Origin of the sequence: Streptococcus gwangjuensis (assembly GCF_028156745.1) — a bacterium.
Lineage (GTDB): Bacteria > Bacillota > Bacilli > Lactobacillales > Streptococcaceae > Streptococcus > Streptococcus gwangjuense_A.
Genome location: NZ_JAODJG010000038.1, coordinates 41,055 through 63,139 on the forward strand (window position 1 = coordinate 41,055; position 22,085 = coordinate 63,139).

The 22,085-nt window shown below is 40.7% G+C and carries 21 protein-coding genes; 11 read left to right on the plus strand and 10 right to left on the minus strand.

The window, feature by feature from the left end; genetic code table 11:
• Window positions 1-3: 3 nt before the first annotated feature.
• Complete coding sequence (locus tag N5909_RS07540; protein ID WP_033681722.1) at window positions 4-699, minus strand: VIT1/CCC1 transporter family protein; 696 nt, start codon at window positions 697-699, stop codon at window positions 4-6.
• Between the two features lie 230 nt (window positions 700-929).
• On the opposite strand from N5909_RS07540, the gene N5909_RS07545 reads away from it, so the two are divergent.
• From N5909_RS07545 to ftsY, 3 genes are read left to right on the plus strand one after another with little or no spacing between them, the layout of a single operon-like run.
• Window positions 930-1,721 carry a Cof-type HAD-IIB family hydrolase gene (locus N5909_RS07545; protein WP_033681723.1) on the plus strand — a complete coding sequence of 264 codons (792 nt, stop codon included), beginning with the start codon at window positions 930-932 and terminating at the stop codon, window positions 1,719-1,721.
• The gene (locus N5909_RS07550; protein WP_033681724.1) at window positions 1,721-2,539 is read left to right on the plus strand and encodes a Cof-type HAD-IIB family hydrolase; all 819 of its coding nucleotides are present in this window, start codon (window positions 1,721-1,723) and stop codon (window positions 2,537-2,539) included. The genes N5909_RS07545 and N5909_RS07550 overlap by 1 nt, the downstream gene beginning before the upstream one ends.
• Window positions 2,540-2,542: 3 nt before the next feature.
• Complete coding sequence (gene ftsY, locus N5909_RS07555) at window positions 2,543-3,832, plus strand: signal recognition particle-docking protein FtsY (protein WP_033681725.1); 1,290 nt, start codon at window positions 2,543-2,545, stop codon at window positions 3,830-3,832.
• A 44-nt stretch (window positions 3,833-3,876) separates the two neighbouring features.
• On the opposite strand, the gene zwf is transcribed toward ftsY, so the two are convergent.
• From zwf to N5909_RS07570, 3 genes are all read right to left on the minus strand, one after another.
• On the minus strand, window positions 3,877-5,364 hold the full coding sequence (gene zwf / locus N5909_RS07560; protein WP_033681726.1) for a glucose-6-phosphate dehydrogenase: 1,488 nt from the start codon (window positions 5,362-5,364) through the stop codon (window positions 3,877-3,879).
• Between the two features lie 150 nt (window positions 5,365-5,514).
• Window positions 5,515-6,255 carry an amino acid ABC transporter ATP-binding protein gene (locus tag N5909_RS07565; RefSeq protein WP_033681727.1) on the minus strand — a complete coding sequence of 247 codons (741 nt, stop codon included), beginning with the start codon at window positions 6,253-6,255 and terminating at the stop codon, window positions 5,515-5,517.
• On the minus strand, window positions 6,255-8,420 hold the full coding sequence (locus N5909_RS07570; RefSeq protein ID WP_271631067.1) for an ABC transporter substrate-binding protein/permease: 2,166 nt from the start codon (window positions 8,418-8,420) through the stop codon (window positions 6,255-6,257). Before N5909_RS07570 ends, N5909_RS07565 begins: the two co-directional genes overlap by 1 nt.
• A gap of 171 nt (window positions 8,421-8,591) precedes the next feature.
• Here N5909_RS07570 and N5909_RS07575 point away from each other — a divergent pair, with 171 nt between their 5' ends.
• The 5 genes from N5909_RS07575 to N5909_RS07595 all read left to right on the plus strand — a co-directional run bounded on the left by N5909_RS07575 (window position 8,592) and on the right by N5909_RS07595 (window position 13,289).
• Window positions 8,592-9,545, plus strand: a complete 954-nt coding sequence (locus tag N5909_RS07575; RefSeq protein WP_033681729.1) for a CPBP family intramembrane glutamic endopeptidase — start codon at window positions 8,592-8,594, stop codon at window positions 9,543-9,545.
• 76 nt (window positions 9,546-9,621) lie between these two features.
• Window positions 9,622-11,610 carry an excinuclease ABC subunit UvrB gene (gene uvrB, locus N5909_RS07580; RefSeq protein WP_049544180.1) on the plus strand — a complete coding sequence of 663 codons (1,989 nt, stop codon included), beginning with the start codon at window positions 9,622-9,624 and terminating at the stop codon, window positions 11,608-11,610.
• Between the two features lie 9 nt (window positions 11,611-11,619).
• Window positions 11,620-12,246 (plus strand): NAD(P)H-dependent oxidoreductase, encoded by a 627-nt coding sequence (locus N5909_RS07585; protein WP_271631068.1) that lies wholly within the window; start codon window positions 11,620-11,622, stop codon window positions 12,244-12,246.
• A 14-nt stretch (window positions 12,247-12,260) separates the two neighbouring features.
• Window positions 12,261-12,749 carry a GNAT family N-acetyltransferase gene (locus tag N5909_RS07590; protein WP_033681732.1) on the plus strand — a complete coding sequence of 163 codons (489 nt, stop codon included), beginning with the start codon at window positions 12,261-12,263 and terminating at the stop codon, window positions 12,747-12,749.
• Between the two features lie 72 nt (window positions 12,750-12,821).
• Window positions 12,822-13,289: an 8-oxo-dGTP diphosphatase gene (locus tag N5909_RS07595; protein WP_033681733.1), complete on the plus strand. Its 468-nt coding sequence runs from the start codon at window positions 12,822-12,824 to the stop codon at window positions 13,287-13,289.
• Here the strand turns inward: N5909_RS07595 and N5909_RS07600 are convergent.
• The 5 genes from N5909_RS07600 to coaB form a co-directional block, all read right to left on the minus strand.
• Window positions 13,286-13,801, minus strand: coding sequence for a transcription repressor NadR (locus N5909_RS07600; protein WP_033681734.1), 516 nt, complete (start codon window positions 13,799-13,801; stop codon window positions 13,286-13,288). The two genes, N5909_RS07595 and N5909_RS07600, sit on opposite strands and share 4 nt — an antisense overlap.
• An 11-nt stretch (window positions 13,802-13,812) precedes the next feature.
• A complete protein-coding gene (locus N5909_RS07605; RefSeq protein WP_033681735.1) occupies window positions 13,813-14,340 on the minus strand; it encodes an ECF transporter S component in 528 nt (175 codons plus the stop codon).
• A gap of 177 nt (window positions 14,341-14,517) precedes the next feature.
• Entirely contained in the window at window positions 14,518-15,081 is a 564-nt protein-coding gene (locus N5909_RS07610; protein WP_033681736.1) for an ECF transporter S component, read from the minus strand.
• Window positions 15,065-15,616, minus strand: coding sequence for a phosphopantothenoylcysteine decarboxylase (coaC, locus tag N5909_RS07615; RefSeq protein WP_271631069.1), 552 nt, complete (start codon window positions 15,614-15,616; stop codon window positions 15,065-15,067). The genes N5909_RS07610 and coaC overlap by 17 nt, the downstream gene beginning before the upstream one ends.
• Before the next feature lie 11 nt (window positions 15,617-15,627).
• On the minus strand, window positions 15,628-16,317 hold the full coding sequence (gene coaB, locus N5909_RS07620) for a phosphopantothenate--cysteine ligase (protein WP_020901416.1): 690 nt from the start codon (window positions 16,315-16,317) through the stop codon (window positions 15,628-15,630).
• A 226-nt stretch (window positions 16,318-16,543) separates the two neighbouring features.
• On the opposite strand from coaB, the gene N5909_RS07625 reads away from it, so the two are divergent.
• From N5909_RS07625 to radC, 3 genes are all read left to right on the plus strand, one after another.
• Window positions 16,544-18,214 carry a formate--tetrahydrofolate ligase gene (locus tag N5909_RS07625; RefSeq protein ID WP_271631070.1) on the plus strand — a complete coding sequence of 557 codons (1,671 nt, stop codon included), beginning with the start codon at window positions 16,544-16,546 and terminating at the stop codon, window positions 18,212-18,214.
• A 162-nt stretch (window positions 18,215-18,376) separates the two neighbouring features.
• The gene (gene pcrA, locus N5909_RS07630; RefSeq protein WP_271631071.1) at window positions 18,377-20,668 is read left to right on the plus strand and encodes a DNA helicase PcrA; all 2,292 of its coding nucleotides are present in this window, start codon (window positions 18,377-18,379) and stop codon (window positions 20,666-20,668) included.
• 42 nt (window positions 20,669-20,710) lie between these two features.
• On the plus strand, window positions 20,711-21,391 hold the full coding sequence (gene radC, locus N5909_RS07635; protein WP_271631072.1) for a RadC family protein: 681 nt from the start codon (window positions 20,711-20,713) through the stop codon (window positions 21,389-21,391).
• Here the strand turns inward: radC and N5909_RS07640 are convergent.
• Window positions 21,388-22,077, minus strand: coding sequence for a gamma-glutamyl-gamma-aminobutyrate hydrolase family protein (locus tag N5909_RS07640; RefSeq protein WP_020901412.1), 690 nt, complete (start codon window positions 22,075-22,077; stop codon window positions 21,388-21,390). The two genes, radC and N5909_RS07640, sit on opposite strands and share 4 nt — an antisense overlap.
• Between the last annotated feature and the right edge of the window lie 8 nt (window positions 22,078-22,085).

Here is a 22,085-nt window from a genome sequence, read left to right on the forward strand (position 1 = left end):
CTTCTAAATGCTGAAGAGTTGTCCGAGCAGGAAGGTAACTCCCATGGTCAAGAGACCAATAGCTAGGTTCCGAATCATAGCCGTTTTGGTTGGGGCTTTTCCAAGTTTGGCACTAGTGTAACCAGTGAGAAGAAGGGCCACACCGACGATAAGGACAGTAGCAGGAATGCGGTATTCACTTGGGAAAATGGTAATTGAAAGCATGGGTGGTAAGCTACCAAGGAAAAAAGAAATAAAGCTAGAGATAGCAGCATGCCAAGGATTGGTAAACTCTTCATACTCAATCCCATATTTTTCCTCTACCAAAGCCTTGAGCGGATTATTTAAAAAGGCTTTGTTGGTGAGAAGTTGTGCTGATGTTTCACACTCACCATTTTGAATATAGGCAGCATAGAGGGACTTTTTAGCTAGCTCCATGTCTTGGTCTAGCAAGACTTGCTCACGCGCAACGGCTGCTTCCTCGGTATCTTTTTGAGTTGAAACGGATACATATTCTCCACCCGCCATTGAAAAGGCACCAGCTAAGATAGCCGCAAAACCTGATAAAAAGATAATCCAGATATTGCTTGTAGCACTGGCAACCCCGATAACCACACCAGCAATGGAAATAATTCCATCGTTGGCACCAAGAACACCCGCACGCAGTATATTTAAACGCCCTGCAAAGTTTGAATCAATTTCGTGATTTGTTTCTGACATACTATTCTCCTTTTTATCCAGTATAAAGGAAAAATATAGGGAAATCAATCTTTTAAAAGTATCTGAAAAAAGTTGCACGATTTTAACTTTACGAGCTTTTTTAAAAGATAGAAACAGCACTAGCTAGTAGAGAAGGATAAAAGAGAAGCAAAGCTGATAGACTAGTCCTTTTTCTACTTATCTATGGTATAATAGGAGGTAGATTTACTAATCGGAGTAAGAAAGATTTTATGATTAAACTAGTAGCAACGGATATGGACGGAACCTTCCTAGATGGGAATGGATGCTTTGATATGGACCGACTCAAGTCTATCTTGGCTTCCTACAAGGAAAAAGGGATTTACTTTGCGGTAGCTTCAGGGCGCGGATTTCTATCCTTAGAAAAATTATTTGCTGATGTTCGTGATGACATTATTTTTATCGCTGAAAATGGCAGTTTGGTAGAATATCGAGGTCAGGACTTGTATGAAGCGACCATGTCTCGTGACTTTTATCTGACGACTTTTGAAAAGCTGAAAACGTCACCTTATGTAGATGTCAATAAACTGCTCTTGACGGGAAAAAAGGGTTCTTATGTGTTAGATACGGTTGATGAGACCTATTTGAAAGAGAGCCAGCATTATAATGAAAATATCCAAAGAGTAGCGAGTTTAGAAGATATCACAGATGACATTTTCAAATTTACAACCAACTTCACAGAAGAAACGCTAGAAGCTGGGGAAGCTTGGGTAAACGAAAATGTCCCTGGTGTTAAGGCCATGACAACTGGCTTTGAATCCATTGATATTGTTCTGGACTATGTCGATAAGGGTGTGGCCATTGTTGAATTAGCTAAAAAACTTGGTATCACAATGGATCAGGTTATGGCTTTTGGAGACAATCTAAATGACTTGCATATGATGCAGGTTGTGGGACATCCTGTAGCTCCTGAAAATGCACGACCTGAAATTTTAGAATTAGCAGAGACAGTGATTGGTCACCATAAGGACCAGTCGGTTATAGCTTATATGGAGGGCTTATAATGGCAGATATAAAATTGATTGCATTGGACTTGGACGGGACCTTGCTGACTACTGATAAAAGGTTGACGGATCGCACCAAGGCAACCTTGAAAGCTGCGCGTGATCGTGGTATCAAGGTCGTATTGACAACTGGTCGTCCCTTAAAAGCCATGGATTTCTTTCTCCATGAGCTAGGGACTGACGGTCAGGAAGATGAGTATACGATTACTTTTAATGGTGGTTTAGTTCAGAAAAATACAGGTGAAATCCTTGATAAGACAGTCTTTTCATATGATGATGTAGCACGCTTGTATGAAGAAACAGAGAAATTATCACTGCCTCTTGATGCCATCTCAGAAGGAACTGTTTATCAAATTCAATCCGACCAAGAAAGTCTTTATGCCAAATTTAATCCAGCTTTGACTTTTGTTCCAGTGGACTTTGCAGACTTATCTAGTCAAATGACTTATAATAAATGCGTGACCGCCTTTGCTCAAGAACCCTTGGATGCAGCTATTCAGAAGATTTCTCCGGAATTGTTTGACCAATATGAAATCTTTAAATCACGAGAAATGTTGCTAGAGTGGTCACCAAAGAATGTTCATAAAGCAACAGGTTTGGCAAAACTAATCAGTCATCTGGGAATTGATCAAAGCCAAGTGATGGCCTGTGGTGATGAAGCCAATGACCTTTCTATGATTGAATGGGCAGGGCTTGGTGTTGCCATGCAAAACGCTGTTCCTGAAGTCAAGGCAGTCGCAAATGTGGTAACTCCAATGACCAATGATGAGGAAGCTGTTGCCTGGGCTATCGAAGAATATGTGCTAAAGGAGAACTAAGATATGGGATTATTTGACCGTCTATTCAGAAAAAAAGAAGAACCTAAAATCGAAGAAGTTGTAAAAGAAGCTCTGGAAAATCTTGATTTGTCTGAAGATACGGAGCCTGCCCTTACAGAAGCTGAGGAAGTTTCTCAAGAAGAAGCAGAAATTGAAAGTTCTGAAGAAGTTGCGCTCCAAGAAGAGAAAAATCAAGACACAGTTGAAGAAAGTATGGATTCAGAACCAGATGTAGAGGTTCATCAAGAAGAAGTTGAAGAATTGCCAAACTCAGAAGAAGTCACAAAGGAAGAGAATTCTGAACACGAAGAAGCTCTTGAAGAAAATAGTTCTGAAGTACTTGAACCAGAAAGACCTCAAGTAGAAGAAACTGTTCAGGAAAAATATGACCGTAGTCTTAAGAAAACTCGTACAGGCTTCGGTGCCCGTTTGAACGCCTTCTTTGCCAATTTCCGCTCTGTTGACGAAGAATTCTTCGAAGAACTGGAAGAACTGCTAATCATGAGTGACGTTGGTGTCCAAGTCGCTTCTAACTTAACAGAGGAGTTACGTTACGAAGCCAAGCTTGAAAACGCCAAGAAACCGGACGCACTTCGTCGTGTTATCATTGAGAAATTGGTTGAGCTTTATGAAAAGGATGGTAACTACGATGAAAGTATCCACTTCCAAGATGGTTTGACAGTCATGCTCTTTGTTGGTGTTAATGGTGTTGGGAAAACAACTTCTATCGGAAAACTAGCCCACCGCTACAAGCAAGCTGGTAAGAAGGTCATGTTGGTTGCGGCAGATACCTTCCGTGCAGGGGCAGTAGCCCAGCTAGCTGAATGGGGCCGTCGTGTGGACGTTCCAGTTGTGACTGGACCTGAAAAAGCTGATCCAGCCAGCGTTGTCTTTGATGGTATGGAACGTGCAGTGGCTGAAGGTATCGATATTCTCATGATTGATACTGCTGGTCGTCTACAAAACAAGGATAATCTTATGGCTGAGTTGGAGAAGATTGGCCGTATCATTAAGCGTGTTGTGCCAGAAGCACCGCATGAAACCTTCTTAGCACTCGATGCATCAACAGGTCAAAATGCCCTGGTACAGGCCAAAGAATTTTCAAAAATTACCCCTTTGACAGGAATTGTCTTGACTAAGATTGATGGAACTGCTCGAGGTGGTGTTGTTTTAGCCATCCGTGAAGAACTTAATATTCCTGTAAAATTGATTGGTTTTGGTGAAAAAATCGATGATATTGGAGAGTTTAACTCAGAAAACTTTATGAAGGGTCTCTTGGAAGGCTTAATCTAATCAGAAGCAAAAATCCTGCAAGGTACAAACTTGCAGGATTTTTTTTATTCTAAGCGACCATCTTGACGATAGGCGATATCTGGTTGCCAAGTCCATTTGGCACCGAATTTTTCAAGTAAGTCAAAGCTAGCTTGAGGTCCCATGCTTCCAGCTTTATAGTCATGAAGTGGGGCACCATTTTCAGCCCAAAGCTCTTCGATACGGTCAATCAACTTCCATGATGCACCAACTTCATCCCAGTGGCTAAAGTTAGTTGAGTTGTTATTTAAGACATCATAAATCAATTTCTCGTATGGTTCTGGAGAGGCACCAGTTGCGGTCGCATCTGTACGGTAATCAAGTGAGTTTGGAGCTAAGTTGAATTCTTCTCCTACTTGCTTCCCATTTAGGCTAAGAGAGAAGCCTTCTGTTGGTTGGATATAGATGGTCAAAATGTTAGGAGCAAGTGGTTCTCCAAAGATAGAGTCCATTTGTTTAAAGACGATGTTGACATGAGTTCCTTTTTCAGTCAGTCGTTTACCTGTACGGAAGAAGAAAGGAACACCACGGAATCGATCGCTGTCTACAAAGAAGGCACCAGATGCAAAGGTTTCAGTTGTTGATTCTGGATTCACATTTGGCTCGCTACGATAAGAGATGTATTTCATGCCATCAATCTTACCAGAGCGGTATTGACCACGGATAAAGTGTTCTTTAAGCTCTTCATCAGTTGGATGATAGAGGTTTTTAAAGACCTTAATCTTCTCAGCACGTATCTCGTCCTTAGTGAAGCTCGCTGGCTTGTCCATGGCAAGGAGGGAAAGCAGTTGCAAAGTGTGGTTTTGTACCATGTCGCGGAGGGCACCAGATTCATCATAATAGCCACCACGTTCTTCTACGCCTAAGCGCTCCGCAAAGGTAATTTGAACATTGTCGATAAAATCCTTGTTCCAAACGTTTTCAAAAATCAAGTTTGCAAAGCGAACTGCAAAAATGCTTTGGATCATTTCCTTACCAAGATAATGGTCGATACGGAAAATTTGTTCTTCGTCAAATGTTGCTAGTAGCTCGTCATTCAACTTGCTTGCGCTTGCGTAATCTGTACCAAATGGTTTTTCAACGATTAAGCGTTCAAAACCTTTACCATCCACAATGTTTTCAGACTTAAGGTGTTTGGCAATAGTTCCAAAGAACTGAGGTGCCATAGACAAGAAGAAGAGCTTGTTGTGTTCAGCTTGGTACTTGTCATTTAGTTCAGCCTGCAATTGACGTAGAGCAATGTAGTGTTCTGTATCATTGACATCATGACTTTGATAGTAGAAGTGGCTAGCGAATTCTTGAGCCTGTTCGGTACTATCTGCCAAATCAAGGATCGATTCGACTACAACAGATTCAAAATATTCCTTGCTCCAAGGACGACGGGCAGTTCCAATAACTGCAAAGTGCTTGGAAAGATTGCCGGATTTATAAAGTCTAAAAAGGGAAGGGTAGAGCTTGCGTTTAGCCAGGTCTCCACTCGCACCGAAAATTGTAACAATAACCTTAGATGACATCTAGCTACCTAATTTCTATTTTTATTCCTAGTCTTGCTAGGTATGAGGAAATCTCATTTCATAAATTTAATTCTAACATAATTTTCCGAAAAATCAAAAAATCCAATACGAGATTGAAAAAAACTGCAAGGAAATCCTTACAGTTTGAGTTTAGACGTTTAAGACCTTGTCCAAGAAATCTTTCAGACGTGGGTGTTGTGGGTTATCAAAGATTTGATCAGGTGTTCCGTCTTCAAGGAATTCACCATCTGCAGTAAAGATAACGCGGTTGGCAACCTGACGAGCAAATCCCATCTCATGGGTTACGATAATCATGGTCATGCCTTGCTCAGCCAATTCTTTCATAACGTTTAGTACGTCTCCAACCATCTCAGGGTCAAGGGCAGAAGTTGGTTCATCAAATAGCATGATGTCTGGATTCATTGCTAGTCCACGAGCGATGGCCACACGTTGTTTTTGACCACCTGATAGGCTATCTGGGTTAGCATTAGCTTTGTCTGCTAGCCCAACTTTGTCAAGCAACTCCATTCCCAATTTCTCAGCTTCTTCCTTAGTCATCAATTTGTGCTCAATAGGAGCAAAGGTAATGTTGTCCAATACAGACATGTGTGGGAAGAGGTTGAAGTGTTGGAAAACCATTCCGATATTTTCACGGACGTGGTCAACATTGGTTGTTTTTTCAGTTAAGTCATAACCGTTCACAGTGATATGACCGCTAGTAACTTCTTCTAGAAGATTGAGGCTACGGAGGAAGGTTGACTTACCAGAACCTGAAGGACCGATGATACAAACAACATCTCCTTCATAGAATTTAGTCGTGATTCCTTTTAAAACCTCATTTTTTCCATAATGTTTGTGTAAATCATTTACATCAATTTTTAATTTTGCCATTAACGAATCCTCTTTTCTAAGCGTTTCGCTAGTCTAGTCAAAAGTGTGATAATTACAAGATAGAAGATAGCAAGGATTGCATACATCTTGAAACTTTGGTAGTTACGTGCGATGATAATCTTACCAGTTTGGAAGAGTTCCACCAAACCGATAGCAGATACGATAGTCGTATCTTTAAGAGCGATAACGAATTGGTTGACAAAGTTTGGCAACATCAATTTAGTTGCTTGTGGCAAGATAATCTTACGCATGGTTTTTCCATAAGAGATACCCAAGCTTCGACTGGCTTCCATTTGACCAACTGGAACAGCTTGAATACCACCACGAACGATTTCAGCAATATAAGCTGCTGCATTGAGTGAGAGGGCAATAGTACCAGCTACGAAGTCGTTAATTGGACTTTGTTGCCCTGTCATAGACTCGATGAAGTTTGGAATACCCCAGAAGATGAAGGCTGCAAGAATCATCAAAGGAATACCACGGATAACGTCAACGAAAATCTCAGAGATTACACGAAGAGATTTGTATGGGCTAACACTAAACATACCGAAGATAATCCCGATAACAATGGCAATAGCAAATGAGATAAGAGCTAGAGCAAGAGTGATACCAAGCCCGCTAAGGAGTTGTTTGTAGTTGTTTTGAAGTAAGCCCCAGATAGTTGTTTCGTCAACAGTGCTTGTTGAAGCAGATGAAGACTCGCTAGCTAGGTATTTATCAAGAATCTTTTGGAATTCACCGTTTGCTTTGAGGTTTGCAAGTCCGTTGTTGAACATTTCAATCAATTCTGGATTTGCTCCTTTTTTAACGGCAAAGGCTGTTTCACCGATTGGAGTTCCAGCGATTGGTGTTTTCAATTTTTGTCCTTGGCTGATAGAATATTTGAGAACAGGCTCATCATCCATAACGGCATCGATGGCACCAGTGTTTAAACTGTCATACATTGACGAACCATCAGCGAAGGTTTTGATTTTGTAACCATATTTGCTTTGATTTTCTGTTAGGAAGGTTTGAGAAGCAGTTCCGTTTTTAACACCGACTGTCTTCCCTTTCAAATCTTCATAAGAAGCAATGGCACTTGATTCCTTGACACCAAGGATAGTATTGGCAGTGTAGTAGGATTCTGAAAAGTCAAAAGTTGCCTTACGAGCATCTGTGACAGACATACCAGCAATGATACCATCTGCTTGACCAGCTTGGACAGCACTGATAGCTGCATCGAAACCTGGGTTGGTAATTTCAATTTCGAAACCTTGGTCTTTAGCGATTGCCTTAATCAAGTCCATATCAATACCAGTAAATTGGTTGCTTGAATTTTGGAAAACAAAAGGTGCAAAAGAAGAATCGCTGGCAATGATGTATTTAGCTTTAACAGGAGTTGCTTTTAGACCAGCTGCAGTCGTTGTAGTTGGCACTGATGAAGAAGATGAAGCAGTCCATTTCTTGATGATTTTATCAAGACTACCATCTTTTTTCATTTCAGCCAAGGCTTGGTTAAATTCAGTAACCAAGTGTTCGTATTTGCTTCCTTTTTTTACACCGAAAGCAAAACTACCTACAGCTTCCCCATCCATTTCAATATGGAGATCTTGGCCTTGGTTAATGGCATATTCAATAACAGGTTTGTCATCCATCATGGCATCGATGGCACCAGCACTCAAGCTGTTGTTCATCAAATCACCAGTATCAAATGTTTTAATAGTAAAGCCGTATTTGTCCTTAATGCTTTCAAGGAAACGTTGAGCGGCTGTTCCGTTTTTAACACCAACAGTTTTACCTTTTAATTGGTCATACTGACTAATCTTGTGTGACTTTGTAGTTGCAATGACAACTTTTGTATCATAGTAAGTATCAGACATGGTGAAAACTTTTTCACGTTCTGCAGTTTTTGTCATTCCAGCCATGATAGCGTCAGCTTGACCAGCTTGAACCGCATTTACCGCTGCGTCAAATCCAGGATAGGACATCTGAATGTTCCATCCTTTAATCTCAGCGACTTTGTTGATAATGTCAACATCAATTCCTTTATAAGTTTGATCTGAATCTTTAAACTCAAAAGGTGCATAGGCGGTATCAGACACAATCTTAATCGTCTCAGCTTTCGCAATACCTAATGAGAAAATTGGGAATAAAATTAGCAAAAATGCTAGAAATTTTTTCTTCATTTTTAGTCTCCTTTTCCGAATATTTTCCCATTATATCAGAAAAAGTAAAAAAAGGCAAATTTTTTATATTTTTGTGTTAGAAAATGTAACATCGTTTTTTATTTTCTTTCTTGAATTGCTACTATTAAGTGCTATAATAATAGTATATATAGAAGAAAAGAGGACAGAGATATGAAGGACAAAAGAATATTTAAAGACTTCCAAGATTCAAAAATGAGTTTATATATTTACACAAGCCCCTTGTTAGCCTTTGGTTTTGTCTTTGTAGGAGAGTTTGTTGCATATACTTTGTATGGTATTAGTTTGTTAGCTCTCGTCGGCCTTGCTAGAAATTTTGGAGAGGTTGGTCAAAATCTTGCAAGCTACTTCCAAAACTTGCTGGCGAGCTTGACGGATAAAACAAGTGACTTTCGTTTAATTTTAGAATTGCTGTCCTTTGGTTTTGTTCTTAACACTGTATTCAGATGGACTAGAAAAGTTGAGAAAAGGCCTATTCGAACTTTAGGATTTTATAGAGAGAATTTTCTCGTCAATCTTCTGAAAGGATTTGGTCTGGGTCTGGTACTTTTTCTTCTGACTTTGTTAGGTTTAGTAGCTTTTGGGCAATATCGTTTGGAGTCCATTCACTTGAATCCTTATTCCATTTCCTTTGTTGTCTTTACTATCCCATTTTGGATTTTACAGGGGACAGCAGAAGAAGTGGTGTCCCGTGCATGGCTTCTTCCACAATTGGCCTCAAGAACCAATCTAAAACTTGCTGTTGTCATATCTAGCATATTTTTTACCCTGCTTCATATGGGGAATTCTGGTTTAACACCTCTATCTCTAGTGAATCTCTTCTTATTCGGAGTTGCTATGGCTCTTTATCTTCTCAAAACCGATACAGTTTGGGGTGTTGCAGGTATTCATGGGGCTTGGAATTTTGCTCAAGGCAATCTTTTTGGGATTTTAGTTAGTGGTCAACCATCAGGAACCTCTCTGATGACCTTTTTACCACAAGGCAATCAAGATTGGCTATCAGGTGGTTCTTTTGGTATAGAAGGTTCTATCATGACAAGTCTGGTATTGTTACTGCTGATTGTCTATCTCGTTTATCAATTAAAGAAAGAAAATGAAAGGATGTGACTTCTGTCCGTCCTTTTCTTCGTGAAAATGCTGTAAGTATGCTAAAATAGGAATAGCATATGGAGAGAGGATTCTTATGATCAATCGCATTACAGATAATCAATTTAAACTAGTATCAAAATATCAACCTTCAGGAGACCAACCACAAGCTATCGAGCAGTTGGTAGATAACATTGAGGGTGGAGAAAAAGCTCAGATTCTGATGGGGGCGACTGGAACAGGGAAGACCTATACCATGAGTCAGGTCATTTCCAAAGTCAATAAACCAACTCTGGTCATCGCCCACAATAAGACTCTGGCAGGACAGCTCTATGGAGAGTTCAAGGAATTTTTCCCTGAAAATGCTGTTGAGTACTTTGTGTCTTACTATGATTATTACCAGCCAGAAGCTTATGTCCCTTCTAGCGACACCTATATTGAAAAGGACAGTTCTGTCAACGATGAGATTGACAAGCTTCGCCACTCAGCGACTTCGGCTCTTTTGGAGCGTAATGATGTCATTGTCGTAGCCTCTGTCTCTTGTATTTATGGTTTGGGTTCGCCCAAGGAATACGCAGATAGTGTCGTTAGTCTCCGTCCAGGTCTTGAAATTTCTCGTGATAAACTCTTGAATGACTTGGTGGATATCCAGTTTGAGCGCAACGATATTGATTTCCAACGGGGCAGATTTCGTGTGCGTGGGGATGTGGTGGAGATTTTCCCAGCTTCCCGCGATGAACACGCTTTTCGAGTAGAGTTCTTCGGAGACGAAATTGACCGTATTCGTGAAGTTGAGGCTCTGACAGGTCAGGTGTTGGGAGAAGTCGATCATTTGGCTATTTTCCCAGCTACTCACTTTGTGACCAATGACGACCACATGGAAGTTGCCATTGCCAAGATTCAGGCCGAGTTGGAAGAGCAACTAGCTGTCTTTGAGAAGGAAGGCAAACTGCTTGAAGCCCAGCGTTTGAAACAGCGGACAGAATATGATATCGAAATGCTGCGTGAGATGGGCTATACCAACGGGGTTGAAAACTACTCACGCCACATGGATGGACGTAGCGAAGGTGAGCCACCTTATACGCTTCTCGATTTCTTCCCAGATGATTTCTTGATTATGATTGATGAGAGCCACATGACCATGGGGCAGATCAAGGGCATGTACAATGGAGACCGCTCTCGTAAGGAAATGCTGGTTAATTATGGTTTCCGTTTGCCGTCTGCTCTTGACAATCGTCCTCTCCGTCGTGAGGAGTTTGAAAGTCATGTGCACCAGATTGTTTACGTTTCAGCGACACCTGGTGACTATGAAAATGAACAGACTGAGACAGTGATTGAGCAAATCATTCGTCCGACAGGGCTTTTGGATCCTGAGGTGGAAGTACGTCCGACCATGGGACAGATTGATGACCTCTTAGGTGAAATCAATGCCCGTGTTGAAAAGAATGAACGAACCTTTATCACAACCTTGACCAAGAAAATGGCAGAGGACTTAACCGACTACTTCAAGGAAATGGGTATCAAGGTCAAGTACATGCACTCGGATATCAAGACCTTGGAACGGACGGAGATTATCCGTGACCTGCGCTTGGGTGTCTTTGATGTCTTGGTCGGAATCAACCTCCTTCGTGAAGGGATTGACGTTCCTGAAGTGAGCCTAGTAGCTATTCTCGATGCTGACAAGGAAGGTTTCCTTCGTAACGAACGTGGACTCATCCAAACCATTGGCCGCGCTGCCCGTAATAGCGAAGGCCATGTCATCATGTACGCTGACACAGTTACCCAGTCTATGCAACGTGCTATCGATGAAACTGCTCGCCGTCGCAAAATCCAGATGGCCTATAATGAAGAACACGGTATTGTGCCTCAGACAATCAAGAAAGAAATCCGTGACCTGATTGCTGTGACCAAGGCAGTTGCTAAGGAAGAAGACAAGGAAGTTGACATCAACAGCCTCAACAAACAAGAACGTAAGGAACTTGTCAAAAAATTAGAAAAACAAATGCAAGAAGCCGTCGAAGTGCTTGACTTTGAACTAGCAGCTCAGATCCGCGATATGATGCTAGAAGTCAAGGCGTTGGATTAGGGGAATTTTATGAATATTTTAGTTATCAATGGACATCCTGATAAAGAAAGTTACTGCCAAGCAATTTTTCAAACGATTGTAGAAAACATAGACTCAAATAGACATGAACTTGAAATGATTAATCTTAATGCAGAAGAGTTTGATCCTGTTTTACGTTATGGTTATCGACAAAGAATGGAGGACGATCCGTTTATTCTACGCTCACAATCATTAATCCAGTGGGCAGATCATTTCATTTTTGTTTATCCTATTTGGTGGAGTAGTATGCCTAGTCTATTGAAGGGCTGGATTGATCGTGTTTTTACGCCAGGCATTGCATACTCCGCAAATAATCGAGGAAGCTTTATTTTGAACTACTTGAGAGGTAAACAGTTCAAAAAATTACTAAAAGGAAAAACAGCTAGTATCTATGCAACATCTATGGCACCAACTTGGTGGTACAAAGTATTTTCTGGTCCGATTAACATTCCAGACAGTTATGGAATATCAGTATTAAAGAATGCTGTATTGAATCATTGTGGCATAAAAACAAAGAGGGTTTCGATTTTAGGAGAGTTAGGCCGTGAAGTGAATACAAGTTCAATAAGACAAAAATTTCTACAAAAAGTAGCAAAGGAAGTCAGGGTGTTGGATTAAGGAGAAGAAAATAAATGACGGTTATTATCAAATCAATGGAAACTCCTGAAGAAATAGAAGGTAAATCCTTCGTTCACTGGCAAACGTGGAGAGAAGCTTATGACGAGCTTTCACCTGCAGAATTTCAGGAGACGATGACATTAGAAAGGTGTCGACTCTTTAGTCAAAAGTATCCAGAAAATACATTGATTGCGATGGATGGTGTGAAGGTAGTTGGTTTTGTAAGTTATGGCAACTTTCGTGATGAGACTATTCAAGCTGGTGAAATTATTGCTTTATATGTTTTAAAAGACTATTATGGAAAAGGTATCGCACAAAAGTTAATGAAAGCAGCTTTGATTGCTCTTGATCATTTTTCTGAAATTTTCTTATGGGTATTGAAAGATAATAAGCGCGCCATTGCTTTCTATCAAAAAATGGGCTTTACTTTTGATGGACAAGAAAAGATGCTTGAACTTGGAAAGCCCATAAAGGAAAAACGGATGGTATTCTATTCTAAATAATTTTAAAAAGTAGAAGCTAATGGTACTGGTACCAAGTCTAAAAATTTAATAAATTAGAAAGTGAGTAAATTTATGTCCCGTTCCCAGTTAACGATTTTAACAAATATTTGTCTGATTGAAGACCTCGAAACTCAGCGCGTGGTTATGCAGTATCGCTCTCCTGAAAACAATCGATGGTCAGGTTATGCCTTTCCAGGAGGTCATGTAGAAAATGGCGAGTCTTTCGCAGAGTCTGTCATTCGTGAAATCTATGAAGAAACAGGATTGACTATCCAAAATCCTCAACTGGTAGGCATTAAGAATTGGCCACTAGATACAGGTGGGCGCTATATTGTCATTTGTTATAAGGCGACTGAGTTCTCTGGTAGCCTTCGCTCTTCAGATGAAGGAGAAGTTTCTTGGGTGCAAAAAGACCAGATTCCAAACTTGGATCTGGCCTATGATATGCTACCTTTGATGGAGATGATGGAAGCTCCGGACAAATCTGAATTTTTCTACCCTCGCCGTACAGAAGACGATTGGGAAAAGAAAATTTTCTAGTCTTTTACTAAATAACCGAGCTGATCCAAGGCCTCCTCGATATAGTGGAGGTCTTGTTGTGTTTCGGCTTCGACTAGGTGGTAATGGATACCATCTGTCAATTCAGATAAAGGTTTAAAATCAGAATGCTCGACTTGTTCTAGAAAATGTTGAACGTCTCGGCGGCAAGACAGTTTAAGCAAGGTTTCAATTTCTCCATAAACTGGATGGTCAATCAAGGTATTTTGAACACGCCCTCCATTATCTACAATAGCAAGGAGTTCCTGACCAATTTCTTCAACTTCATGTTTCACTTTGAATAGTTTGTGAACATAAGGATTGGTATCAATTTGCTTATAGATGTAGCCACGATTAGTGGATAGGATAGGAGAGCCATCGGCTCTCAAAATTGCAATGTCCTGCACAATGACCTGACGTGTGACGTGAAAATGTTCTGCCAAACTTTGGCCATTAAGGGCTTTAGGAGCTTCTTTCAAGAGTTGGAGCAGAGCTTGTTTGCGTTCTTTTGTCATAGCTTTTCCTTTTAACGGCGTTTTCGAAGCACTTTATAGACAGCTAGTGCTAACGTATAGTCTACCATACTATGGATAATTGTGCCAAATCCAACTAGTACAAAGAGAACATAAAACATATTTTCTACATTAGTACCGGAAGTGGCGTAAAAAACGACACAGGCTAATACTTCAGCAAGGGCATGAACGACAGCTAACACAAAGTTGAAAATCCAGGAAGATTTTGGTTTATCTAGGGTATCGGGGAATTTTCGTAGGTAAAGAGCTCCTAGGGTACCAAAAACGATATGAGAAAAAGCTCTAAAAACGATAACCATGGGATAGCCAGCCATCAAAAATCCAAAACTTGAGGATAGGATGACAAAAACTGCCATCAAGGGCGATAAGAACATGGCGATAAAAATAGCGATATGGCTCCCCAAAGTGTAAGAAGCAGGTGGAATGACAATTTTAAAAGGCATAACAATTGGAATCAAAATCGCAATAGCCGTTAAAAGGGCAGTCATTGTCATAAATTGTGTCTTTTTCCGTGTATTCATAAGAATCTCCTTTTTGTCTGTATATACACTAGTATAGTACAATAAACAAGACAATAAAGCAAGGATTTACTTGAGTTTATAGGTCATTTTAAATTAAATATTGGTAAAGATTTCACTAATAATAGTAATGATATAGAGCAAAATCTCCACCTTCAAGTATGAAAGCGGAGATTGTTTTTATTTCTTCAAGGTTTGTAGTCGTGGAACAATAGCTAGAGTAAGAATTGCGGAAATGACTAATTCGGCAATCGAATTTGTTGAGATAACGGTTGCTAGGAGTTTTTGGATATTACCATCAAAGACATTTCCAAAAAGGTAGAAAATTCCACCAAGGACAAAGACTGTGTTGGTAAGTGAACCAAGGGCACCAGCTAAAATCAGACCAGTCTTGTTTTTCATTAGTTTATAGACTAGATAAGGAGTTAAACCAATCAAAATACGTGGGACGATAGCAATGATAGCTGAGTAGATGTTCCCGTTTGGGACGAATGGTGAGAAGAGGTAGCTTGTTGGTAGAATCGTAATCGTGTTAACGGTCAAGCTAAGTAATCCCATTAAAAATCCAAGTGTAACCCCAACTCGTGGACCGTAGATAATGCTGGCAATAATGACAGGAATATGAACAATGGTCGGTTTGATTGGGAATGGGAAAAGGTTAAAGATAAGTGAGCTTAGAAAGTGAATCACGAGCATAGTTGCAAAAAAGATAGCAATGGGTGCAATATTAGAGCGTTTGTTCATTGAGGGTTTCCTTTATTCTTTCTAAAATAATTGTGAGGTCGGCTAAAGCTCCTCGTCCGTGGTCTCCACAAGCTAGTAGGGATTCCTTTGGAGCAATCAGCTGATAGCCGTAGCTTTCTAATGTTTTTAGATTAGCCTGAGTTGCTGGATGGTCATACATTTTTGTATTCATAGCAGGTGCTATGAGTTTAGGAATATGACTTGGCAATGCTAAAGCTGTACTGGTCACCATATTGTCAGCAAAGCCATGGGCTAGTTTTGCAATAGTATTAGCAGTTGCAGGGGCCACGATAAATAAATCTGCTTTTTTGCCAAGTTCAATATGATTAACCTGATCAGGATAGGGTTCCTTCATGACATCCAGGTGGATGGAATTCTGTGAGAGTACCTGTAGTGTCAAAGGTTGGATAAACTCTGTAGCAGCTTGGGTCATTAAGACAGTGACTTGATGACCTTGTTTTTTTAGGGAACTGACTAAATCAGCCGACTTGTAAGAGGCGATTGAACCCGTTACAGCCAAGAGAATATGTGCCATAGTTTTCCTTTCTATGAATGATAGGCTTGAATTTTTTCAAGGAGGAGTTCTGCAATTTCTTCTTTAGTCTGAACTGTTTGAAGCTGATCTTTCTCAACAAAGATTGCTCGGTGCTGATTTGATGAAATTTGAGTCAGGTCATTTGCAATGATTAAGTCTGCTTGGTTCTTGATAAGACTTTTTCGGGCAATCTCGATAAGATAATCTTCAGAGACATCAACCAGCAGTTTGAAGCCAATCAGATGAATAGCAGGATTCCATTCCTTGACTAGAGAGATGATTTTTGGTGTCTTTTTAAGGAACAAAACTTGAATATCATCGGTTGAAGAAATCTTGGCTTGATGATTCTGCTTGCTTAAAAATTCTTCTAGATTGGAGCTAGCCTGAACTTCTTCCAACCCCGTCATATAAACAGGAGTGTAGTCGGATACCGCCATTGAGTGAATCAAGACTTGATAATCCTGAACACGTTCTTGCATTTCTAGTAGAAGGTCCTTGGTATTGTTAATTTCTCGAATACTTAGGTTAGGATGAGGTTTTGGCTTCATAGCTCGTTTTGTCGTCATTAAACAAACTTCATGCCCTGCAGCCAGCAAGGTTTCTGTGATGATTTTCCCCAAGCGACCTGTAGAATGGTTAGTGATAGAGCGGACGCTATCTATAGATTCACTGGTACCGCCCGATGTAACTAAAATTTTCATAGCACTATTGTACACAAAAATAAACGGTAAGTAAAATGAAAGTGATAAAATTTTGGTAAAAGGAAAGAATATAGTTTCAAACTATAAAGCCATATAAAATTTAAGAAAGGACTCTAAAAACCTTAATAATTAGGGATATTTACGAACGTTTAGAGAGTTTAAGGATGTTAAAAATCTTGTTTTGTGTTATAATGAATTATCATATAAGAGGTTAGAGGAGTTTTGAATGAAAACAGATATTGAAATCGCACAGAGTATTGAGTTGAAGCCAATCGTTGATGTTGTAGAGAAACTTGGTATTTCTTACGACGATTTGGAGTTATACGGAAAGTACAAGGCTAAGCTCAGCTTTGATAAGATTCGTGCAGTTGAGAGTAATCCAGTTGGAAAATTGATTCTGGTTACTGCCATCAACCCAACACCTGCAGGTGAAGGAAAATCAACCATTACCATTGGTCTTGCGGATGCCTTGAACAAGATTGGCAAGAAAACCATGATTGCTATTCGCGAACCATCTCTTGGTCCAGTAATGGGGATTAAGGGCGGTGCCGCTGGTGGTGGTTATGCTCAAGTGTTACCAATGGAAGACATCAACCTTCACTTTACTGGGGACATGCATGCCATTACAACTGCCAACAATGCGCTTTCTGCCCTGATTGACAACCACTTGCACCAAGGAAATGAGCTAGGAATTGACCAACGTCGTATCCTCTGGAAACGTGTTGTGGACTTGAATGACCGAGCTCTTCGCCATGTGACTGTTGGACTTGGTGGTCCTCTAAATGGTATTCCACGTGAGGATGGCTTTGACATTACCGTTGCTTCCGAAATCATGGCGATTCTTTGCTTAGCGACTGATATTGAAGACTTGAAACGCCGTTTGGCTAATATTGTTATCGGATATCGCTATGACCGTACTCCAGTTTCTGTTGGTGATTTGCAGGTTGAAGGTGCCTTGGCTTTGATTTTGAAGGATGCGATTAAGCCAAACTTGGTTCAGACAATTTACGGTACACCTGCCTTTGTACACGGTGGTCCATTTGCCAATATTGCTCATGGATGTAATTCAGTCTTAGCAACAAGCACAGCCCTTCACTTGGCTGATTACACAGTTACTGAAGCTGGTTTTGGTGCAGACCTTGGTGCTGAGAAATTCCTTGATATTAAGACACCAAACTTACCAACATCTCCAGATGCTGTAGTTATTGTTGCAACCCTTCGTGCCCTTAAGATGAATGGTGGTGTGGCTAAAGACGCTTTGACAGAGGAAAATGTGGAGGCGGTTCGTGCCGGTTTTGCTAACTTGAAACGCCACGTTGAAAATATTCGTAAGTTCGGTATTCCAGCAGTTATCGCTATTAACGAATTTGTATCTGATACAGAAGCTGAAATTGCAGCCTTGAAAGAACTTTGTGCTTCAATTGATGTGCCAGTTGAGTTAGCAAGTGTTTGGGCTGATGGCGCAGAAGGTGGAGTAGCACTTGCCGAAACAGTTGTTAAGACTATCGCTGAAAATCCAGCTAACTACAAACGTTTGTATGATAATGACCTTTCCGTCCAAGAAAAGATTGAAAAGATTGTTACTGAAATCTACCGTGGTAGCAAAGTAAACTTTGAGAAGAAAGCTCAAACGCAAATCGCTCAAATTGTTCAAAATGGTTGGGACAAATTACCAATCTGTATGGCTAAAACTCAATATAGTTTTTCAGATAATCCAAATGCACTTGGAGCACCTGAAAACTTTGAAATTACCATTCGTGAATTGGTACCAAAATTAGGTGCAGGTTTCATCGTTGCCTTAACTGGTGATGTCATGACCATGCCAGGACTTCCAAAACGACCAGCAGCTCTCAACATGGATGTTGAAAGTGATGGAACAGTTCTGGGATTGTTCTAGTATATTGAAGTTGACTTTAAATGAGTTTGGAGATTTTAATCCAAGCTCATTTTTTATCTAGATATAAGGAGTTGTCTTCTACACGTAGCCAGTCTAGGTAAAGATATTTTCCCTGAATTCTGATATAATAGAAATATTGACTTCAAGAGTAAGGAAGAGAAGATGAACACATTATTGAATGGAATGAATGACCGTCAGGCTGAGGCGGTACAAACGACAGAAGGTCCCCTGTTGATCATGGCGGGGGCTGGTTCTGGGAAGACCCGTGTTTTGACCCACCGTATCGCTTATTTGATTGATGAAAAGCTGGTCAATCCTTGGAATATCTTGGCCATTACCTTTACCAACAAGGCTGCGCGTGAGATGAAGGAGCGTGCTTATAGCCTCAATCCAGCCACTCAGGACTGTCTGATTGCGACCTTCCACTCCATGTGTGTTCGTATTTTGCGTCGTGATGCGGACCATATTGGCTACAACCGTAATTTTACTATTGTAGATCCAGGGGAGCAGCGAACGCTCATGAAACGCATTCTCAAGCAGTTGAACTTGGACCCTAAAAAATGGAATGAACGAACTATTTTAGGGACTATTTCAAATGCTAAGAATGATTTGATTGATGATGTTGCCTATGCTGCCCAAGCTGGCGATATGTATACGCAAATCGTGGCCCAGTGCTATACTGCTTATCAAAAAGAGCTTCGTCAGTCGGAGTCGGTTGACTTTGATGATTTGATTATGTTGACCCTGCGTCTCTTTGATCAAAATCCTGATGTTTTGACTTACTATCAACAGAAGTTTCAATACATCCACGTTGACGAGTACCAAGATACCAACCATGCCCAGTACCAACTAGTCAAACTCTTGGCTTCACGCTTTAAAAACATCTGTGTGGTTGGGGATGCGGACCAGTCGATTTACGGTTGGCGTGGTGCTGATATGCAGAATATCTTGGATTTCGAGAAAGATTATCCTCAAGCCAAGGTTGTTTTGTTAGAAGAAAATTATCGCTCTACGAAGACTATTCTTCAAGCAGCCAATGAAGTTATTAAAAACAATAAAAACCGTCGCCCTAAAAATCTCTGGACCCAGAACGCTGATGGGGAGCAAATTGTATACTATCGTGCCAATGATGAGCTAGATGAGGCTGTATTTGTAGCCAAAACTATTGATGAACTTGGTCGCAGTCAAAACTTCCTTCACAAGGATTTTGCTGTTCTCTATCGTACAAACGCCCAGTCTCGTACTATTGAGGAAGCCCTGCTCAAGTCAAACATCCCTTATACCATGGTTGGTGGAACCAAGTTCTACAGCCGTAAGGAAATCCGTGATATTATCGCTTACCTCAATCTTATTGCCAATTTGAGTGACAATATCAGTTTTGAGCGTATTATCAACGAACCAAAACGCGGAATTGGTCCAGGTACTGTTGAGAAAATTCGTGACTTTGCTACTATGCAAGACATGTCCATGCTAGATGCTTCAGCCAATATCATGTTATCTGGTATCAAAGGTAAAGCAGCCCAGTCAATTTGGGATTTTGCAAATATGATTCTGGATCTGCGTGACCAACTGGACCAGTTAAGCATTACTGAGTTGGTTGAGTCGGTTCTAGAAAAAACAGGTTACGTTGATATTCTTAATGCCCAAGCGACTCTGGAAAGCAAGGCTAGGGTTGAAAATATTGAAGAATTCCTATCTGTTACAAAAAACTTTGATGATACCTCTGATGGACCAGAAGAGGAAACTGGTCTGGACAAATTAAGTCGTTTCTTAAATGACCTGGCCTTGATTGCTGACACAGATTCAGGTAGTCAGGAGGCATCAGAAGTTACCCTAATGACTCTGCATGCTGCAAAAGGTCTCGAGTTTCCAGTTGTCTTTTTGATTGGGATGGAAGAAAATGTCTTCCCGCTTAGTCGTGCAGCTGAGGATCCAGATGAATTGGAAGAAGAACGCCGTCTGGCATATGTAGGAATTACGCGTGCAGAGAAAATACTCTATCTGACCAATGCTAATTCGCGCCTGCTTTTTGGTCGTACCAGCTACAACCGTCCGACTCGTTTTATTAACGAAATCAGTTCAGATTTGCTTGAGTATCAAGGTCTGGCCCGTCCTGCAAATACAAGTTTTAAAGCAACTTATAGCAGTGGTGGTCTTGCCTTCGGTCAAGGTATGAGTCTTGCGCAAGCACTTCAAGACCGTAAACGCAGTGCTGCCCCAAAATCTATCCAGTCAAGCGGTCTCCCATTTGGTCAATTTACAGCTGGAGCAAAATCAGCGTCTGGCGAGGCAAGTTGGTCCATTGGTGACATTGCCCTCCACAAGAAGTGGGGAGAGGGAACTGTTCTGGAAGTTTCAGGTAGCGGTGCTACGCAGGAATTGAAAATCAATTTCCCAGAAGTTGGTTTGAAAAAACTTTTGGCTAGTGTAGCCCCAATTGAGAAAAAAACCTAATTTTCCATCCTTCTCACGAATAATAAAGTGAGGAGGATTTTTATGTATAGTATTTCATTCCAAGAAGATTCACTATTACCAAGAGAAAGACTGGCCAAGGAAGGAGTAGAAGCGCTCAGTAACCAAGAGTTGCTAGCTATTTTACTCAGGACAGGAACACGTCAGGCTAGCGTTTTTGAAATTGCCCAGAAAGTCTTGAGCAATCTTTCAAGTCTAACGGATTTGAAAAAAATGACCCTGCAGGAGTTGCAGAGTCTATCTGGTATTGGGCGTGTTAAGGCCATAGAATTACAAGCTATGATTGAGCTGGGTCATCGTATTCACAAACATGAGACCCTTGAAATGGAAAGTATTCTCAGCAGTCAAAAGTTGGCCAAGAAGATGCAGCAGGAGTTGGGACATAAAAAACAAGAGCACCTGGTGGCGCTCTATCTCAATACTCAAAATCAAATCATCCATCAACAGACCATTTTTATTGGCTCAGCTACCCGCAGTATCGCTGAACCGCGAGAGATTCTTCACTATGCCATTAAGCATATGGCGACCTCTCTCATCTTAGTTCACAATCATCCTTCAGGAGCGGTATCGCCTAGCCGAAATGATGATCATGTCACTAAACTTGTCAAAGAAGCCTGCGAACTGATGGGGATTGTCCTCTTGGACCATTTGATTGTCTCTCACTCCAGTTATTTTAGCTATCGTGAAAAGACAGATTTAATCTAAAGTTCATTAACAACATAGTCAAAGAGGTTTTTATCTTTGGGACGATTTTCAAATAGAAATTCTGGATGCCATTGGACACCGAGAAAGGCGACATCATCCGTACTCATGACAGCTTCAATGATACCATCTTTAGGATCATGAGCCACAATCTTTAAATTTGGTGCTAAATCCTTAATACTCTGATGGTGGAAGGAGTTGATATGGGAAATTTCTCCATAGATTTCTCGAAGAACAGTATCAGGTTCTGTTACTAAGCGTTGAGTTGTGTACTCGGCAGAACAATCTTGCCAGTGGTCTTCGATATCTTGATACAAAGTTCCACCCATGGCAACGTTAAAGAGTTGAGTCCCACGACAGACGGAGAAAATAGGCTTTTTCTGTTTAATAGCTTCCTTGATGAGGGCTAGTTCAAAGATATCTCTTTGAAGATGGTAGTCATCACTATCAATGGTTTTTGGTTCATCATAGAATTTTGGATCAACATTTTGCCCACCTGTCAAGATGAGCTTGTCAATCATACTGATATAGTGGCAGGCCATTTCTTGATCACCAATCGGTAGGATGATGGGAATCCCTCCAGCGTCTTTAACGCCTTCAACAAAGCCTTTTGCTGCGTAGCTCATCATGATGTCATCATCTGGATGAGTTTTTTCGTTTCCTGTAATCCCAATAACTGGTTTTTTCATAAAATGAT

What these genes read in the sequence shown, in the direction of transcription:
- ftsY (WP_033681725.1), top strand. Translation starts at nt 2,543, where the DNA reads ATGGGATTATTTGACCGTCTATTCAGAAAAAAAGAAGAACCTAAAATC.
- N5909_RS07575 (WP_033681729.1), top strand. Translation starts at nt 8,592, where the DNA reads ATGAAGGACAAAAGAATATTTAAAGACTTCCAAGATTCAAAAATGAGT.
- pcrA (WP_271631071.1), top strand. Translation starts at nt 18,377, where the DNA reads ATGAACACATTATTGAATGGAATGAATGACCGTCAGGCTGAGGCGGTA.
- N5909_RS07550 (WP_033681724.1), top strand. Translation starts at nt 1,721, where the DNA reads ATGGCAGATATAAAATTGATTGCATTGGACTTGGACGGGACCTTGCTG.
- N5909_RS07565 (WP_033681727.1), bottom strand. Translation starts at nt 6,255, where the DNA reads ATGGCAAAATTAAAAATTGATGTAAATGATTTACACAAACATTATGGA.
- N5909_RS07610 (WP_033681736.1), bottom strand. Translation starts at nt 15,081, where the DNA reads ATGAACAAACGCTCTAATATTGCACCCATTGCTATCTTTTTTGCAACT.
- N5909_RS07600 (WP_033681734.1), bottom strand. Translation starts at nt 13,801, where the DNA reads ATGACAAAAGAACGCAAACAAGCTCTGCTCCAACTCTTGAAAGAAGCT.
- N5909_RS07595 (WP_033681733.1), top strand. Translation starts at nt 12,822, where the DNA reads ATGTCCCGTTCCCAGTTAACGATTTTAACAAATATTTGTCTGATTGAA.
- coaC (WP_271631069.1), bottom strand. Translation starts at nt 15,616, where the DNA reads ATGGCACATATTCTCTTGGCTGTAACGGGTTCAATCGCCTCTTACAAG.
- N5909_RS07540 (WP_033681722.1), bottom strand. Translation starts at nt 699, where the DNA reads ATGTCAGAAACAAATCACGAAATTGATTCAAACTTTGCAGGGCGTTTA.
- N5909_RS07545 (WP_033681723.1), top strand. Translation starts at nt 930, where the DNA reads ATGATTAAACTAGTAGCAACGGATATGGACGGAACCTTCCTAGATGGG.
- N5909_RS07585 (WP_271631068.1), top strand. Translation starts at nt 11,620, where the DNA reads ATGAATATTTTAGTTATCAATGGACATCCTGATAAAGAAAGTTACTGC.
- radC (WP_271631072.1), top strand. Translation starts at nt 20,711, where the DNA reads ATGTATAGTATTTCATTCCAAGAAGATTCACTATTACCAAGAGAAAGA.
- zwf (WP_033681726.1), bottom strand. Translation starts at nt 5,364, where the DNA reads ATGTCATCTAAGGTTATTGTTACAATTTTCGGTGCGAGTGGAGACCTG.
- N5909_RS07590 (WP_033681732.1), top strand. Translation starts at nt 12,261, where the DNA reads ATGACGGTTATTATCAAATCAATGGAAACTCCTGAAGAAATAGAAGGT.
- N5909_RS07640 (WP_020901412.1), bottom strand. Translation starts at nt 22,077, where the DNA reads ATGAAAAAACCAGTTATTGGGATTACAGGAAACGAAAAAACTCATCCA.
- uvrB (WP_049544180.1), top strand. Translation starts at nt 9,622, where the DNA reads ATGATCAATCGCATTACAGATAATCAATTTAAACTAGTATCAAAATAT.
- N5909_RS07605 (WP_033681735.1), bottom strand. Translation starts at nt 14,340, where the DNA reads ATGAATACACGGAAAAAGACACAATTTATGACAATGACTGCCCTTTTA.
- N5909_RS07570 (WP_271631067.1), bottom strand. Translation starts at nt 8,420, where the DNA reads ATGAAGAAAAAATTTCTAGCATTTTTGCTAATTTTATTCCCAATTTTC.
- N5909_RS07625 (WP_271631070.1), top strand. Translation starts at nt 16,544, where the DNA reads ATGAAAACAGATATTGAAATCGCACAGAGTATTGAGTTGAAGCCAATC.
- coaB (WP_020901416.1), bottom strand. Translation starts at nt 16,317, where the DNA reads ATGAAAATTTTAGTTACATCGGGCGGTACCAGTGAATCTATAGATAGC.